The organism is Proteus sp. G2618 (assembly GCF_009915995.1).
GTDB classification, from domain to species: domain Bacteria; phylum Pseudomonadota; class Gammaproteobacteria; order Enterobacterales; family Enterobacteriaceae; genus Proteus; species Proteus terrae.
In genome coordinates this window covers 71,907-88,052 of the sequence record NZ_JAABNI010000001.1, presented here as the reverse complement: position 1 = coordinate 88,052, position 16,146 = coordinate 71,907, and the positions used below count along the sequence as shown (strand labels likewise).

General features: G+C 33.2%; 16 protein-coding genes. 12 read left to right on the top strand and 4 right to left on the bottom strand.

Translation table 11 applies throughout. The annotated features are described in order from the left end of the window. Positions 1 to 29: 29 nt before the first annotated feature. Both pbpC and GWJ01_RS00410 read left to right on the top strand, forming a co-directional pair. The gene (pbpC, locus tag GWJ01_RS00415; RefSeq protein ID WP_109401399.1) at positions 30 to 2,408 is read left to right on the top strand and encodes a penicillin-binding protein 1C; all 2,379 of its coding nucleotides are present in this window, start codon (positions 30 to 32) and stop codon (positions 2,406 to 2,408) included. Positions 2,409 to 2,579: 171 nt separating this feature from the next. Next, entirely contained in the window at positions 2,580 to 2,927 is a 348-nt protein-coding gene (locus GWJ01_RS00410) for a hypothetical protein (RefSeq protein ID WP_109395431.1), read from the top strand. A gap of 70 nt (positions 2,928 to 2,997) precedes the next feature. Here the strand turns inward: GWJ01_RS00410 and GWJ01_RS00405 are convergent, their stop codons facing one another. The 4 genes from GWJ01_RS00405 to GWJ01_RS00390 all read right to left on the bottom strand — a co-directional run bounded on the left by GWJ01_RS00405 (position 2,998) and on the right by GWJ01_RS00390 (position 6,776). Then, a complete protein-coding gene (locus GWJ01_RS00405; RefSeq protein WP_109395430.1) occupies positions 2,998 to 3,927 on the bottom strand; it encodes a Dyp-type peroxidase in 930 nt (309 codons plus the stop codon). Positions 3,928 to 4,118: 191 nt separating this feature from the next. Beyond that, the gene (locus GWJ01_RS00400; RefSeq protein ID WP_171455375.1) at positions 4,119 to 4,697 is read right to left on the bottom strand and encodes a YebB family permuted papain-like enzyme; all 579 of its coding nucleotides are present in this window, start codon (positions 4,695 to 4,697) and stop codon (positions 4,119 to 4,121) included. Between the two features lie 226 nt (positions 4,698 to 4,923). Next, positions 4,924 to 5,748: a VanW family protein gene (locus GWJ01_RS00395; protein ID WP_167392460.1), complete on the bottom strand. Its 825-nt coding sequence runs from the start codon at positions 5,746 to 5,748 to the stop codon at positions 4,924 to 4,926. Positions 5,749 to 5,861: 113 nt separating this feature from the next. Further along, positions 5,862 to 6,776 carry a LysR family transcriptional regulator gene (locus GWJ01_RS00390; protein ID WP_109395429.1) on the bottom strand — a complete coding sequence of 305 codons (915 nt, stop codon included), beginning with the start codon at positions 6,774 to 6,776 and terminating at the stop codon, positions 5,862 to 5,864. Between the two features lie 109 nt (positions 6,777 to 6,885). Here GWJ01_RS00390 and GWJ01_RS00385 point away from each other — a divergent pair, with 109 nt between their 5' ends. The 10 genes from GWJ01_RS00385 (at position 6,886) to GWJ01_RS00340 (ending at position 16,134) form a co-directional block, all read left to right on the top strand. After that, positions 6,886 to 8,379, top strand: a complete 1,494-nt coding sequence (locus GWJ01_RS00385; protein ID WP_109395428.1) for an SLC13 family permease — start codon at positions 6,886 to 6,888, stop codon at positions 8,377 to 8,379. A gap of 22 nt (positions 8,380 to 8,401) precedes the next feature. Continuing rightward, positions 8,402 to 9,007: a histidine phosphatase family protein gene (locus GWJ01_RS00380; protein ID WP_075674356.1), complete on the top strand. Its 606-nt coding sequence runs from the start codon at positions 8,402 to 8,404 to the stop codon at positions 9,005 to 9,007. A gap of 585 nt (positions 9,008 to 9,592) precedes the next feature. Further along, the gene (locus GWJ01_RS00375; RefSeq protein WP_098942056.1) at positions 9,593 to 10,117 is read left to right on the top strand and encodes a fimbrial protein; all 525 of its coding nucleotides are present in this window, start codon (positions 9,593 to 9,595) and stop codon (positions 10,115 to 10,117) included. A 68-nt stretch (positions 10,118 to 10,185) separates the two neighbouring features. After that, entirely contained in the window at positions 10,186 to 10,854 is a 669-nt protein-coding gene (locus GWJ01_RS00370) for a fimbrial biogenesis chaperone (protein ID WP_161710565.1), read from the top strand. 24 nt (positions 10,855 to 10,878) lie between these two features. Continuing rightward, complete coding sequence (locus GWJ01_RS00365) at positions 10,879 to 13,386, top strand: fimbria/pilus outer membrane usher protein (RefSeq protein WP_161710564.1); 2,508 nt, start codon at positions 10,879 to 10,881, stop codon at positions 13,384 to 13,386. Between the two features lie 86 nt (positions 13,387 to 13,472). Beyond that, on the top strand, positions 13,473 to 13,994 hold the full coding sequence (locus GWJ01_RS00360) for a fimbrial protein (protein ID WP_109395424.1): 522 nt from the start codon (positions 13,473 to 13,475) through the stop codon (positions 13,992 to 13,994). 12 nt (positions 13,995 to 14,006) lie between these two features. Then, complete coding sequence (locus GWJ01_RS00355) at positions 14,007 to 14,504, top strand: fimbrial protein (RefSeq protein WP_109395423.1); 498 nt, start codon at positions 14,007 to 14,009, stop codon at positions 14,502 to 14,504. A gap of 21 nt (positions 14,505 to 14,525) precedes the next feature. Then, positions 14,526 to 14,819, top strand: a complete 294-nt coding sequence (locus tag GWJ01_RS00350) for a helix-turn-helix domain-containing protein (protein WP_109401402.1) — start codon at positions 14,526 to 14,528, stop codon at positions 14,817 to 14,819. Next, positions 14,800 to 15,783: a fimbrial protein gene (locus GWJ01_RS00345; RefSeq protein WP_109401403.1), complete on the top strand. Its 984-nt coding sequence runs from the start codon at positions 14,800 to 14,802 to the stop codon at positions 15,781 to 15,783. Before GWJ01_RS00350 ends, GWJ01_RS00345 begins: the two co-directional genes overlap by 20 nt. A 48-nt stretch (positions 15,784 to 15,831) precedes the next feature. Beyond that, entirely contained in the window at positions 15,832 to 16,134 is a 303-nt protein-coding gene (locus tag GWJ01_RS00340; protein ID WP_109401404.1) for a helix-turn-helix domain-containing protein, read from the top strand. Positions 16,135 to 16,146: the final 12 nt, after the last annotated feature.

Sequence of the window (16,146 nt, the reverse complement as noted above, 5' to 3'; positions counted from 1 at the left end):
TTCAAGTGCTTGTTTCTGGTTATTTTAGAATGACGAGAAGCAAGCGAGTTTTACAAAACATATTGATGGGTGGCTTTTTAGTCGCCCTCTTTTGTGTAGGATTTCGCCTTTTTCCACATCCAGCACTATCAGAAGGCTTTTTATCTTCAACAGCCTACTATGACAGCAATGGAAATTTACTGCGTTTAACATTAGCTAATGATGAACGTTATCGATTGTGGACAGAGTTAGATGATATTTCGCCTTTGATGATAGATAGCGCCATGCGATATGAAGATCGCTGGTTCTATTATCATCCTGGATTTAATCCTTACAGTTTAATTCGAGGTTTTTTTGTCAGTTATGTTTATGGTGAGCGATTACAAGGTGGTTCAACGATCACCATGCAATTGGCTCGTATGCATTGGCAATTAAATACACGTACAGTAGGGGGCAAATTTGTTCAGGTATTACGTGCTATTCAATTAGAACTCAGTTATTCAAAACATGATATTTTAGAAGCTTATTTCAACTATGCACCTTATGGGCGAAATATAGAAAGTGTTGGTGCTGCAAGCCTGATTTATTTTAATAAAAATCCTAAAGAATTAACGTTACCTGAAGCGTTAACACTTGCCGTATTGCCTCAATCACCGAGTTATCGAATTGAGCCAAACAGTGATGGTATTAGCCTTTCTTTAATGAAAACGCGTAATCAGCTTTATGATTATTGGCTGGAAGAACATCCCAAAGATGCCGATTTATCTGCATTGTTTCAATTACCGCTTCGTCTACGCCAACCTGAAAAGATGCCTTATATAGCACCTCACTTAGTTGAGCAACTTGAAAAGCAGGAAAAGTTTAATCCAAGAAAGCCTACAACTATAGTTACAACCATTGATCTTTCATTACAAAACTTAGTTGAAAAACAAGTTGATGCGTTTATTGAACGAAATAAACACCTTGGTGTGAAAAATGCCTCGGTGATCCTCGTTGATACACGAGATATGGGCGTTAAAGCGCTAGTTGGTTCGGCGGATTATTATAATGCTGATATCCATGGGCAAGTTAACGGCACTAATGCGAAACGTTCACCAGGTTCAACATTAAAGCCTTTTATCTATGCATTAGGGATAGAGCAAGGCATTTTACATCCTCGAACAATTTTAAAAGATGTGCCTTCTACCTTTGGTAGCTACGCACCAGAAAACTTTGATTTACGCTTTTTAGGACCTATTTCTGCCACCCAAGCGTTAAATTACAGCCGAAATATCCCCGCTGTGTCGATAGCCTCTCAACTGAAAAATCCAACGCTTTACCAGTTTCTACAAATGTCTGGGATCAGTAATATGGCGAGTGAAAGACATTATGGTTTATCATTGGTATTAGGGGGTGGTGAAATTACAGCCCAAGAATTAGCGAAGCTCTATGCAATATTAGCTAATCGAGGACAACTTAAGCCGTTAAGAATGCAAAGTACAGATGCTATTGCTAAACCTCTTCCATTATTAAGTGAAGAAGCGAGTTTTATTACGCTGGATATGTTAAGTCAACATCGAAGACCTGATGATACTTTGGCGCAAAAATCAATGACATTGCCCGTTTATTGGAAAACTGGCACATCTTGGGGGTTTCGAGATGCATGGAGTAGTGGAATTTTCGGGCCTTATGTTTTAGTTGTTTGGATCGGTAATTTTGATGGTAAAGGGAATAGTGCGTTAATTGGAGCTGAAGCCGCAGCACCGCTATTTTTTAATATCATAGATAATATTGTTGCAGATTATCCGAATTTAAATGAGCCTAGATTTAAGCCTCCTGAAAATATTAAGCAAGTCGATATTTGTTTAGCGAGTGGTAATTTACCTACGCCATGGTGTCAACGGAAAGGTAAGACATGGTTTATTCCGGGTAAATCACCAATTAAAGTTGATACAATTTATCGTCCTCTAGCAATTGATAAAGTGACGGGAGAAGTTGCTTGTCCTCCATATAATGAAGACCAGGTCAAGATTGAGGTTTTTGAATATTGGCCTTCTGATTTGGCTAAAGTATTTGCTCAAGCTGGGTTACCAAAGCGAATACCACCTTCTACTGCCCACTGTAAAAATGGAGATATGGCTATTACAGGAATGCCTCCTCGTATATTATCTCCATTACGTAATACCACTTATACTTTAAGACGTGTTTCATCACCAAATACATCAATTGTATTTAATGCAACAACGGATAATGACAGCAATATTATTTATTGGTTTGTTGATGATGCTTATCTAGGGAATAGTACAAATCAGCGTTCAATAGAATGGTATCCCAAAGAAAGTGGTCGCTATCGTATTCGTGCAGTAGACGATAAAGGAAGAGCGGATACGCGAAATATTCGTGTTGATATTATTGGGGTGATTAACAAACAAGAAATCGAAGCACATTAACATTGAAGTTAAAGTCCGTAGGTTTTACTTAATGTTTTTCTTAACGCTAAAATATTAATCTCTATCGTTATCTTATCCTAACTGTTATTACCCTATATTGTTGCGAGATAATTATTAGGTAAAATATTGAAAAATTTATTTTATCTCGTGAGCAAGGAAGAAATAACCCGTATGAAAACTAGAATTCTAAAATTAGCTTTATTAAGTGCATTAGCATTACCGTTAGTGGGATGTGGTGATTCAACACCTAATTGTGATAGCACTGAAGCAAAGAACTTAGTGGTTGATATTACAAAAGATGAATTACGTGATCAAAAAATGGCGGCAGTGATCGATCAAATTAAGATCAAAGTAGAAAGCGTACGTACCCGTGAGCATGATGAAAAGAGAGATACTTATTCATGTGCTGCTGAACTTTCTTTTGAAGGTAAAGGCGGTAAAAACTCTATTCCGATTACTTATACCATTGAAAGTACAGATGACGGCAAAGAGTTTTACGTTAATGTATTTGGTTTGTAGTTGATCCAGAAAAAACCAGAATAGAAAGTAGATATATAAGTAACAAGCCTATATATCTACTTGTAATAAATTACACGAGATCATCCAGAAATTCTGGTGATGGAACAAAGAATAATGTACCAGTTACAGGGGTACTGAATTTAAGTAATTTATCCGTATGGCCCTCAGGTGTACCTGCAAACATATTTTCTAACATACGATTAGTTGTTGAAAAATAACGTGCATAACCAATAAAGTAAGTACCATATTCATTTTTAGATGGATTGGAAAAAGGCATATTGGCTCTGACAATTTTTAAATCTTCGCCGTTCTCATCTTGAATATTGGTGACAACATTGTGTGAACCGGGCTCTTTTTCTTCATCGGTTAATTCCACATCATTGAATTTATGTCTGCCAATGACTTTTTCTTGTTCGATAAGAGGCTGTTTTTCCCATGCTTCCATATCGTGAATATATTTTTGTACAAAGGCGTAACTACCACCTGCAAATTCAGGATCTTCATCACCAATAACGGCATAAGAAGCTCGTTCATCTTCATACTCTGGGTTTTCAGTTCCATCGACAAAACCAATAATAGAGCGCCCATCAAAATATCTAAATCCATGTACTTCATCGACAGGCGTAACAATATTCTTTAGCTTTTGGCTGATGATAGATGCTAATTCGTAACAGGCTGAAACTTTGAGTGCTCGAATATGGAAAAAAAGATCGCCTGGAGTTGAAACCGCGGTATAAGTATCACCTTTAATTTCTTTAAAGGTATTTAGCTCTTTGGGTTTAGGCTGATTGGGAAATAATGTAGTCCATGCATTTGCCCCGAATCCCATTACACAACTTGTTTCCAATTCAGGAAAACGTGTTCTCATACTACGTATCAGGCCAGAAAAATTATTACAAAAATCGATCAGTGTATCGCGGTTTTCAGGTGAATGGGTGAGGTTAAAAACTAAAAAATAAGCATTCTCACAGGGTGATTTCGTAACATCTTGGTATTTCATGGTGATCCCTAAATGACGAATAATAGATGAATAGTAATTAAGTTATATTTACAAAACATTGTTTTTTTAGTTTTACACCAAAAACCTCCCTATTACAAAGAGAGGGTTTGAGTTTTATTCAGATTTTTATCAATAAACATTATCAGAAATGCTATTGTTTTCTCTATTTTTTATAATGCTAATACACTGTATTAATTAATATTCTCATGACTTTGATAAACTAAAGATAGGTGCGGATGTTCCCATAAACTAGCTGGAGTGACAGTAGTTCTTTCCCACGGTATTTGCCCAATAAACCATAATTTCCAAAATTGTAATTTGGCATTAGGATTTTTGCTTAATAACTCTTGGAATGTTTCTATTTCACCTACACGAATAGAGAGTGCTGATTTATAAATATCAAAAACAAATTTAGAGCAAAACTGGCGGGAAGAGTCGTATTTAAAACCTGTGTGGTAAAGCTTATTTAATCTTTCAGGTACTTGTGCAACAAGTGCATTTTTTTGTTCGTCAGAGAGTTGTGTTGATAGCCGGCGTATTGCATAACGTTTGCCCGCAGAGCGGTTAATAAAGCGGGTTAATGTGGTTGTGGTTGAGAGCGGAACTCGGCTTTCGGCAACTAAATAATCCTCACCATTATGACCAATAATAATGCCAACATGATTACTCCAGCATAAAGAAGCTGAGGAAATTTGACGAAATAAAGAGGTACCAATACACGTAAATACGATATCACCAACTTCTAATTTTTGTGGATAATCAATTTTTATCATCATTATATGACCTATTAAATAGAAACATAATCACCATTCTTTGACCATAATAAATAGATAAGGCTTCTATTTGATAACTCAATGATCTCAAGATAAAAAGAACACTCGGATTTAAGGCGTTCTTAATTTTAAGAGAAAAATAATTATTTATTTAGAATAAAAAGATAAAATTAGAATATTAAATTAATATTTTAATTGAGTAATAAATATATATTTAAGTGAATTAACTTAGTTGCTCATTTGAAATATCATATTTCACGACCACACTATTTTCATAAAGTAATTCTGATGTAATTAATTGAGGAAAAGCACCCACATTGTTCTTAGTGTAAATATCTCGCCAAATTTCATTACAGCGATATACATGCTCTCCTTTTTTGATAAAAGAAGAAGATTTCTCATAAATATGATAACGATATTCCCTTGCTTCGCTACAAAGGAGTTCGCCTTCTAACTGATGCTCAGCTACATGTAATCTAATTTGGTAATCATAAGGCGTTGGATTATATAAGACTAAATCGACATAGTTATAAAAAATAGCAGCTCCGGAACCAAAAGGGAGTACTCGGCCTTCATCAGGGAAAGGATCAAAACTATGATTTGCCTTTTCAATCACTTTTAATTCAGAGTGTAGTGCTAACCAATGTATTAAATTACTAGCCTGACAAATTCCACCGCCTACACCTTTTTGTGCTTCGCCATAGGAGAGTTGCATACCATCAATAAAACCTCTTTTATAGCTAGGTTTACCGACTAAATAGCAAAAAGAGAAATACTCACCTGGTTTTATCACTACGCCATCTAACGCTTTTTCGACTAATTTAAGATTCGTTATTTTATTGTATTGTAATTGAATATCACTTTCGCCACGGCGACTAATTAATTTAGATGTATGTTTTAGATAACGGTAAGAAAGTCGTTGTTCTGGCTGAACGTCTTTGCTGTATTTTCGACCTGAAAAGTACCAGCTAAGAGAACGAAATAAACGACGCTGCGCCACTCTCAACGTATAAAGAATAGGGTGATAAGACGAGAGTGTTCTACGCATAAAATCCTTTTAAACAATAGAAAGAAATAAACGCGAGTATGATAACGATTTAATGAGGATATTGATACGCTGATATCCTTAAAATAATAGGGCTAGAAATTTAGCTACTAAATTTATTTATTGATATCTTTCGTTAAAATTTGAGCTTGAGATTGTAAAACAGATAAAAAATTCTTAGTGGCTGGAGAGATATATTTTTCTTTATGGTAAAAGTAACGAATACCTCGGCTAAATTGAATATCATCAAATGCAATTTCACATAGAAGACCAGATTTTAATTCTTGCATGATAGACAAACGAGATAAAATTGAGATCCCTAAACCATGAATAACACCCTGTTTTATTCCTTCTAAGCTATTTATTTCCATCACATTTTTGAGTTCTTTATTATTTTCTTGGATCCTATCTAATAAAAAATCACGAGTAGCAGAGTGCTCGGGTTTGATCAGAAAAACTTCTGATGCAATATCAGAAAATCTACAATGTTTATTTTTTGCCAACCAATGTTCAGGTGAACAAATAAGCACTAAGGGATCGATAAGAAAGGTATCAAGATGATATTCCGTCGGATCTAAATAGATATGATCTGACATGATCAAAAATTCTAATTCTTGGGTATCAAGCTTACGGATAAGTTGGGTTGAACTTGAAATATCCATACTTAATTTCACATCAGGATATTGCTCTCTAAACTGCGCCATAATTTGAGGTAATAGGTAAACGCCAACAAAATGGCTAGCGCCAAACTTAATTTCACCTTTAGAGGGATCATCAAATTGTCGCATATGCTCAGAAGAGGATTTTACCAAATTAATAATCTGAGTTGCGTACTGTTGATAAACCTTACCTTGGGGAGTTAAATAAAGCCGATTATTGATCCTTTCAAACAATGTTGTTTGCAACTCTTCTTCTAGTTTTCTGATTTTAATACTTACACTGGGTTGAGTGCAGAATAGGCGTTCTGCGGTTTCAGTAACATTAAAACCGTTGGCTAGTAGTAAAAAAGCATCAAGTTGGCTTAAATTCATATTAACACCATAAATTATTTTTATAGTTATAATATATTAATACAATTATCTTTATACCTCAATATTTCTATACTGGACTTCCTACCCTACACATTAAGAGGAATCGGTTATGGAAAAGACTGCGAAGCGAGATGACATCGCTAAACCAGCGCCATCATCACCAAAACAAAACGGTAAGAAAATAACCTTAAAAACCATAGGAATACCTTTAGCTTTATTGGTATTGCTCGTTTTATTTTTTATGCCAACACCAGATGGATTAAGTATTGAAGGGCAAAAAGCCATTGCTATTTTTTGTGCTGCGTTAATTTTATGGGTGTGTGGTTCTTTACCCATTTATTTAACCTCAATGCTCGTTATTGTTTTACTTCCAATAACGGGAACTGTCGCAAAAGAGAAAGTGGTTTTCGGTACATTAGGTTATGACGTTATTTGGCTGATGGTTTCAGCATTTGTTTTAACGTCCGCCATGATCAAATCGAATATTGCCAGACGCTTTGCTTTATGGATGATCACCAAATTTGGGCAAACACCCAAAAAAGCGTTATTTGTTCTTATTTTAATTAACTTCAGTTTAGTTTTCTTTGTTCCTTCGACGACTGCACGCGCAACATTAATGGTGCCTATTTGTATGATCTTATTAGAGATACATAAGGCGATCCCAGGAAAAAGCAATTACGGGAAATTAATGATGTTGCAAGGGGTACAGGCTGATGCTTTAGCAACATCCGGTGTTATGACAGGAACTGCTGCCAATATAATTGCGGTTGGATTTATTAATTCACAAGCTGGCGGTTCTATTGGTTATATGGATTGGCTAATTGCTTCTTTCCCATTGGCAATTGTTGGCATGACTATCTCCTTTTTTATTGGATTAAAATTATTTTCCTTCAAAGGTGAGGTGGATTTTGAAGGTTCACTGGGAAAATTAAAACAAGAACGCTCTCAGCTTGGTGCGCTTACTAAGAATGAGAAAAAAGCCATGTATATCTTTTTAATGGCGGTGTTCTTATGGGCAACAGAAAGCTATCACCAGGATATGTTTGGCTTCAAGATTAGCGTTTATATGACCGCTGTTATTGCTGCCATTCTTTGCCTGATGCCTCGTATTGGTTTATTAACGTGGAATGAAGCCAATATCAAATGGGATCTAATGATATTTGCAGCAGGTGCTTATGCGGCTGGTAACACCTTAGAATCTACAGAAGGAGCACAATGGCTAATTGGTAAAATGGTTTATGGGCTTGGGCTAGAAAATATGAGCACTACAATGGTTTATATTGTGGTTGTCTTTATCTGCATGTATAGCCATTTAATTTTTACCAGTAAAACAGTAAAAACAACCATCTTAATTCCAGCCATTATTGCACTTGCTAAAACATTGGGCATGGATCCGGTTACATTGGCATTAGCTGCGTCATTTACACTGACTTATACCATTACCTTACCACCACATTCGAAAGTAAATACTATCTATTTCTCAAGCGGCTACTTTAGTGTGTTAGAGCAAATGAAATATGGATTAATTACTTGTTTTGTTGGTGCATCGGTAATTTCTATTGCGATATTTACTTGGTTCCAAATTCTTGGATATGGTCTTTAAACCATTAAATTAAGGAATAATAATGAGACTAATTTTATTAAGACATGGTGAAACCTTATGGAATATGGAATCACGTTTACAAGGACATGCTAATTCTTGTTTATCACCAAAAGGAATTAATCAAGCAATGGCGATAAAAGAGAGTATTAAATTGTTATCACCTGCAAGGATTATTACGTCAGATTTAGGGCGAACAGTACAAACTGCAGAAATTGTTGGTCATCCTGAAGCAGTTAAAGAGCCATTATTACGTGAGTTAAATATGGGAGAGTGGACGGGACAACGAAAGCCAGAACTCATAAGACACCATGCAGATAAATACAAAAATTGGCGAGCAGGAACATATACGCCACCTAAAGGCGAAAATTGGTTTGATTTTTGCGATCGCATTGGTGCGGCATTACAAGGATGGGTGCATAAAGAAGATAGCGATTTATTAGCGGTTGTGCATAGTGGTGTTATTCGTGCCGCCTGCAAAGTATTCTTAAATTTGTCGCCTGAGTTTTTATTACCTGCAACACCGGGCACAATAACGATATTTAATTTTGATCTTAATTCTGACAAAGCACCAAAATTAGAAGCCTATAATATTGGCTCTTATATGCCAGACAAGAATGTCGCTGATTAAGATTAATAAGTAGTGGTTTTTAAATTAATCGTAGTAAATTAATGTATATAATTATCTAAAAAATACTCCGATATTAAATCAGAGCAAGGGAAACCTTGCTCTTTTTTTGTCTATAAAAAAATCATATTTTTTATAAATAATATTTTTATTCAATTTGTAACTGATAGGTTAAGACTAAATTTGTTCAAAAATAACACGTTAAGAAGTTATTTTAATCAAATGGAATAAAAAGTAGCTTTTATTATTAAGAGGAAATAATGCTTTTTTTCATTCACACCATATGCGTTATAAAATAAAATAAAAAATTATTTATTAATGAAAAATAGTATTTAAATTTTATTTTGATTTAACAATGTTGTATCAATATATGAAAATTTAAAATAATTAAAAATAAACTTCATTGATTAACTAATAAAGAGTCCTCTTGGTTTTAAATCCTGATTTAAATAAAAATTATGAATATTATACCGCTATAACCAAAACTTGTTTATTGTAAAAAACAATTAGATAATACTCACATACTGAGTTAATTAAGTATTTTTTAATTAATTTGGTTTTATTAATAAAAATTAATCGGAGAAAAAAATGAGAAAAAATTTACTTGCAACATTAATTGCTGCAACGACTATCTTTGTCACTAATAATGCGTTAGCAGCGGATGGTACTATTGATTTTACAGGGGAAATTATAGATAACGCATGTGAATTAGCGGCGGGTTCTGATGCTTTAAAAGTTAATTTAGGTACCGTCTCTAAAAAAGCATTACCAAGTACAGGAAGTACTGCTGCAGCGACAAAATTCACAATTAAATTAATTAATTGTCCTAAAACAGTGACCACTGCATCTGTTAAATTTGACGCAGATTCATATGTAGGTGATGACAGTGTTATTGCCCTGAAAAAAGAGTCGGGTGTAGCAACTGGAGTGGGTATTCAAATTACGGATGATGCAAATGTTGTAGTACCTTTGTTTACAGCATCTAAAGCCTATCCATTAAAAGAAAATATTGAAAATAATTTAGATTTTAGAGCTCGTTATATTGCTAAAACAGATTCTGTTACTGCGGGTTTAGCAAATGGTAATGCAACATTTACTATTAACTATAACTAAATAAGATTAAATATAAATTAAGGTTTAAAAGGACTTGAACCTTATTATAAAAATACAGTGGTGATAATATGAAGTCTATTATTGTCTTTTTAATTTCTATTCTTTTTTTTATTAATCAATCTTCTGCTGGTGTTATTATTGGCGGAACTAGAGTTATTTATACAGAAGGGAATAAAAACGTTAGTATTAATGTTGAAAATCCAGATAAAATCCCCTATTTGATCCAGTCTTGGATAGATGATGTTAATGAAAATAAACAGTCAAAATTTACTATTACTCCACCTTTATTTAGATTAAATCCAGATAAGGCGAATACGCTGAGGATTTTTTTAACTGAAGGGAATTTGCCTAATGATAAAGAGTCTCTATTTTGGCTAAATATAAAAACAATACCTGCTACAGAAAAAACAGAAAATTCATTGCAGATTGCTTTTAAGACTCAAATGAAATTAATTTACCGACCTGAAAATTTAAAAAAAGTGAATTTTGAGGAAAAGCAGAAAAAATTAATATGGTCAAAAGTTGGAAATAAAATCAGTGTGAATAATCCAACACCCTATTATTTTAATTTCCAGATGATTAATTTTAATGGGAAGTTAGTAAATGATGTTTCTTATGTTGAACCTTTTTCAACAAAATCATTTGATATAAATGATAGTAATGAACATGGCACGATAAGCTGGGAAGTTATTAATGACTATGGTGCTAGCGTAAATTTATCAGAAGTTAAAATATAATAAATTATAAATTTAGGTTTTAATATGAAAATTAGCAAGATATGTATTAGCCTAATTTTATATTTGGGCTATACGGCTTTATTATATGCGGAAAACGACAAATCAGATAATATCTATTTTGATCCTGATTTCCTTGAGTCATCGGATAAAGAGAGCATCGATTTATCTCCTTTCGAAAATAACCAGCAATTAGCGGGAAATTATTACGTTGATATCTATGTAAATACTAATTTGATCCTAACTAAAAATATTAGATTTGAAAAAAATAAAGACAATCAACTTATTCCATGTTTATCAATTGATGATCTTAATGATTTTGGTGTTAAAACAAAGGATTACCCAAAGCTATATACAATGACTGATAGCTGTGTGAATTTATCTGCGATACCTGATGCTAAAAGTGAATTAGAGTTTGATTCTCAAAGATTATATTTGAGTATTCCTCAAATTGCTTTATCTAAGTATCCGCGAGGGTATTTAGATTTAAATAAGATAGATAATGGTATCACTGCACTTTTACTTAATTATAGTTACAGTGGGTCGAAAAATTACGATCGTAAAGATAATAACTCAAGTGAAACATCTCATTATATAAATTTAAGACCTGGGTTGAACTTTGGACCGTGGCGATTGCGTAATTATACCACCTGGTCAAATTCAGATAATCAATCAGGAAAGTGGAATACTGTTTATACTTATTTATCGCGTAATATAAATAAGATAAAAAGCCAATTAATGTTAGGTGATGGTGTTTCTCCGTCTGCTATTTTTGATAGTGTGCCATTTAGAGGTGCTCAATTATCAACAGATGATGATATGTATCCAGAAAGTTTAAGAGGTTATGCTCCAGTTATTAGAGGTATTGCGCGCAGTAATGCCCAAATTACTATTAAGCAAAATGGATATATTATTTATCAGACAGAAGTCGCCGCAGGACCTTTTGAGATTAATGATTTATATCCCACAGGGAGTAGTGGGGATTTATACGTCACAATAAAAGAATCTAATGGGAGTGAACAGCATCAAATCGTACCATTTGCTTCTTTGCCTGTTTTACAGCGTGAAGGCTATTTATCTTATAGTGTGACGGGAGGTGAATATCGCTCTTATGATAAGAATGTGGATAAAACTAAGTTTGGGCAATTTACATTAATTTATGGCCTACCTTATGGAGTGACAACTTATGGTGGTAGCCAATTAAGCCAAGACTATCAATCTTATTCTTTAGGTGCAGGAAAAAACTTAGGTGTTTTTGGTGCAATTTCTGTCGATATCACACATGCAAACTCAACCTTTAATAATGGTACTAAGCAACAAGGTCAATCTTATCGTTTTAGATATAATAAAAATCTGAATAATATAGGAACTAATATAGCATTAGCAGGTTATCGTTATTCTACAAACGGCTTTTATAGCTTATCAGAAGTCTTTGATAGTTTCCGACGTACTAATTATATTCCTGAAGTTGAACGTCGTCGTAATCGTGCTGAAATTACGATTAACCAAAATCTAGGTGAAGGGAATGGTTCTTTAGCAATTGGCTATATAAAAGAAGATTATTGGAATAGTAATAAAAAGACACAGTCTGCTACGTTAGGTTATAACAATAGTTGGCAAGGGATCAGCTATGGAATGAATTATACTTATAATAAGAATACAAATCGTTACTCTTATATTTCAGGCGAGAAAACACAAAGTGAAAACGAACATTTATTTGCATTTTCGGTGAGTGTGCCTTTTAGTGTTTTTGACGATACTTTTTATTATAACTTTAATACAAATAGTAGTAGTAATAATGCAAGTACTGGAAGTGTCGGAATTTCTGCATCTCAACTCAATAATAGATTAAATTGGAGTGCACAACAGGGATTTACCAATCAAGATCAAGGATCTTCTGGAAATATCAATGCATCCTATAAAGGTCAACTAGGTGATATTACGGGGGGATATAGTTATAGCAAAGACAACCATAATCTTTATTATGGGGTCAATGGTAGCGTAGTTGCTCACTCTGGAGGAATAGTCCTTGGACAACAACTGGGTGAAACGTCTGCAATTGTTGATATTCCTAATGCAGGTGATGTTGCGATACTAAACCAAGCGGGTGTCAAAACTAATAGTATGGGTTATGCATTAGTGCCTTATGTTACACCGTATCGCAAGAATACCTTAGAAATTGATACATTAATGCTGCCTGAAAATACAGAAATGGAATTGACTAGCCAAACGGTTTCGCCTAGTCGAGGTGCTTTAGTCAAAGCTGATTTTTCTGCTAACGTGGGTTATCGCGTATTGATGACGATTAATCTTGCAAATAAAAAACCAGTTCCATTTGGTGCTCAAGTTATTTTTAAAGATAACAGCCAATTGAATAGTATTGTTGGTAATGATGGAGAGGTTTATTTATCGGGGTTAGAGCAACGCGGAAACTTAACTATTAAATACAACAATGAAACATGTCATGTAAATTATGATTTATCAGGTGTTCTTGATTATTTAGGACTCTATAAAATCAGTGTGACTTGTCAGTAGTAAATTTAAATAGCATTAAATTTAATATATTAAACCCAGTTATTTCTTTTATAGCTGTCGATATTTGCTACGCGTAGGAAAGTGAAATGACTATATTAATAAGATTTTTTATTTTAATAACCAGTGTAATAATAAGTTTTCCTTTACTCGCAGGGAATACGGTTACTGTTAATTTTTCTGGAAATATTAGAGCAGCAACTTGTAATATTTCTGGAGGAAATAATATTAATATTGATTTAAAGGAAATGCCTGCAAATTTATTTAAGACAACAAATTCGAGTTCGGTGTGGAATAATTTTACGATTAAATTAATTGATTGTTCACCCACAATAAATCAAGTAAAGCTAACATTTACTGGTACACCAGATAATGCTGATGTCAATAATTTATATAAAAATGAAGGAACTGCAAAGAATATTGCTGTGCAATTGCAGAATGAAAATAGTAATGGATTAATACCATTAGGTAATCAAAAATCACTGTATATCGCGGTTAATGGTCAGTCATCAGTGAATATTCCTTTAAGAACACGGGCATTTAGTAAGCTTGGAAATGCCACTCCAGGTACGGTATCTGCAAAAATTACAGCAACCATAGTCTATAGGTAGAGGCAGAATATTATGTATAAAATCATACCATTATCCCTATTATTTTTATGTTCTCCTTTTGCAGTAGCAAGTGTTGTTAATATTAATGTTTATGGCTCTGTGATTGCATCACCTTGTGAATTAGAAACAAAAAATTATTTAATTGATCTTAACAAAATAAATATTAGAAATATTAAAAATAATCAAAAATCAGATTGGGTTGATTTTTCTATAAGGTTGAAAAATTGCCCAATAACAACGAATAAAGTCACAATGACCTTAAAAGGAACTGTTGATCCTAATTATCCAGAATATTTTATTAATAGTGGTACAGCAAAAAACACGGCATTAAATATTGCGACTCAATTAAATAAAAACATTATAAAAAACAATGAAAAATTAATAGTGAACATTAATCAGCAGACACACAATGCTGAATTTCCTTTATCGGCAAGAATTATAGGTTATGGAAGTAATATCACTGTGGGTTCATTTAAAAGTCATCTTGAACTTACACTTCTTTATAATTAACGAATAATAAAGGAAATAAAAATGAGTCATATTTATCCTGCCTCAAAAATGATTGGAAAAAAAATAGCTTATTATAGAGTTATGAATGGGTACACTTTAAGTGAGCTGGCGGAAATAATTGGTATCAGTCAACAACAGCAATCAAGATATGAACGAGGTATTAATAGAGTTAGTTTGGATAGACTTTATCAATATGCTCGTGCTTTTGATATTTGTTTAAGCCAATTTTTTATTTTAGATGAAGAAGAACAAAAAGAGATGAAAACTAAAATAATAGATAAATTAGGAGATAAAAATGCGCCATATAAGCATTAAGTCTATTTTTTTATTAAGTGGGAGCTTATTTTATTCTACATATGCTTTTTCCGCTTGTATTCAAAACCCGAATCTAAGAAATATTAGAGTGGATATACCGAATAGAGTTTATTCAATTCAATATGATGATATGGGGACACGTGTATTAGATGAATTTCGTATAAATTATAAAAATGGACCTATAAATACATTTTCTGGTAACGATGGAAAATGTGGTAATTCAATAATAGTAGGTACTTATATTAATGGTTGGGTACCTAATGCTAATAAAATAGTGCAGACCAATATTCCGGGTATTGGTATACAAGTTAAACTACATGAATTAGGATTATTAAATTTAACTCACAATAATATAATAGATCCATCAAATAATCATTATACAATAATAAATCCATACTGGACTGTTAAAATATTAAAAACAGGTAGAGTTACTGAATCAGGAAGTGTAAATTGGGGAATGCTGGCTAAAGTTGTACAAAATAACACATTACCTAGAAATAGTACTTGGAATATATCATCATTATATTTACCGTTAAATGCAATAAGAGTAAATTCCTTAAAATGTACAACTAAATCATCGAGTTATAATGTTAATATGGGCACTTGGTATGATACCCAATTTAAAAATATTGGCGATGTAAGTAAAAATATTGATATTCCTATTACGCTAAGTTGTGCTGCAGGAACTAATATTAAAGCCACTGTAACGAGTAGTGCTGGATATATTGATATAAATACAGGTAAATTAAAGTTATCGGGTACAAATGCAGCAACAGGAATTGGGATTCAGTTATTAGATAAAAATAATAATCCTATTAAATTAAATACTAAAAATAGTTTGCAAAATCAGGTTGCATCTGGCGATTATATTTTTGGTTGGAAAGCGCGCTATATAAAAACAGGAAGCACTATAACACCAGGAAGTGCTAACTCAATTGCTACGGTAAATATTTTGTATGAATAATTAATGAGTGTGTTTTTGATATTATCAATTTTATTTTTTGGAGATGTTATGAATAAAAAAATATCAAGATTAGTTGGCGCTAAAATTAGAGAATTAAGAATAACACACAGTATGAGTGGCAGTGAGTTTGGTGCTTTATTGGGAATAAGCCAGCAACATCAATCTCGTTTTGAAAATGGTGAGTCAAACATCCATGCAGAAAGTATTTATATATTATCCTATCTTTTTGATGTCGATTTAAATTACTTTTTTGATGGCGTTCAACATACCGTTGAGAAAGACAAAATAGAGAATAAAAAAAGTCATTATCAATCAGAGTCAATTATTGTAAGTAACGATATCTGGCGTTAACTTTATAAGATG

Bases quoted from the DNA above. Each gene is read 5' to 3' on its own strand.
- pbpC (WP_109401399.1), top strand. From the start codon at position 30: ATGACGAGAAGCAAGCGAGTTTTACAAAACATATTGATGGGTGGCTTT.
- GWJ01_RS00410 (WP_109395431.1), top strand. From the start codon at position 2,580: ATGAAAACTAGAATTCTAAAATTAGCTTTATTAAGTGCATTAGCATTA.
- GWJ01_RS00405 (WP_109395430.1), bottom strand. From the start codon at position 3,927: ATGAAATACCAAGATGTTACGAAATCACCCTGTGAGAATGCTTATTTT.
- GWJ01_RS00395 (WP_167392460.1), bottom strand. From the start codon at position 5,748: ATGCGTAGAACACTCTCGTCTTATCACCCTATTCTTTATACGTTGAGA.
- GWJ01_RS00390 (WP_109395429.1), bottom strand. From the start codon at position 6,776: ATGAATTTAAGCCAACTTGATGCTTTTTTACTACTAGCCAACGGTTTT.
- GWJ01_RS00385 (WP_109395428.1), top strand. From the start codon at position 6,886: ATGGAAAAGACTGCGAAGCGAGATGACATCGCTAAACCAGCGCCATCA.
- GWJ01_RS00380 (WP_075674356.1), top strand. From the start codon at position 8,402: ATGAGACTAATTTTATTAAGACATGGTGAAACCTTATGGAATATGGAA.
- GWJ01_RS00375 (WP_098942056.1), top strand. From the start codon at position 9,593: ATGAGAAAAAATTTACTTGCAACATTAATTGCTGCAACGACTATCTTT.
- GWJ01_RS00370 (WP_161710565.1), top strand. From the start codon at position 10,186: ATGAAGTCTATTATTGTCTTTTTAATTTCTATTCTTTTTTTTATTAAT.
- GWJ01_RS00365 (WP_161710564.1), top strand. From the start codon at position 10,879: ATGAAAATTAGCAAGATATGTATTAGCCTAATTTTATATTTGGGCTAT.
- GWJ01_RS00360 (WP_109395424.1), top strand. From the start codon at position 13,473: ATGACTATATTAATAAGATTTTTTATTTTAATAACCAGTGTAATAATA.
- GWJ01_RS00355 (WP_109395423.1), top strand. From the start codon at position 14,007: ATGTATAAAATCATACCATTATCCCTATTATTTTTATGTTCTCCTTTT.
- GWJ01_RS00350 (WP_109401402.1), top strand. From the start codon at position 14,526: ATGAGTCATATTTATCCTGCCTCAAAAATGATTGGAAAAAAAATAGCT.
- GWJ01_RS00345 (WP_109401403.1), top strand. From the start codon at position 14,800: ATGCGCCATATAAGCATTAAGTCTATTTTTTTATTAAGTGGGAGCTTA.
- GWJ01_RS00340 (WP_109401404.1), top strand. From the start codon at position 15,832: ATGAATAAAAAAATATCAAGATTAGTTGGCGCTAAAATTAGAGAATTA.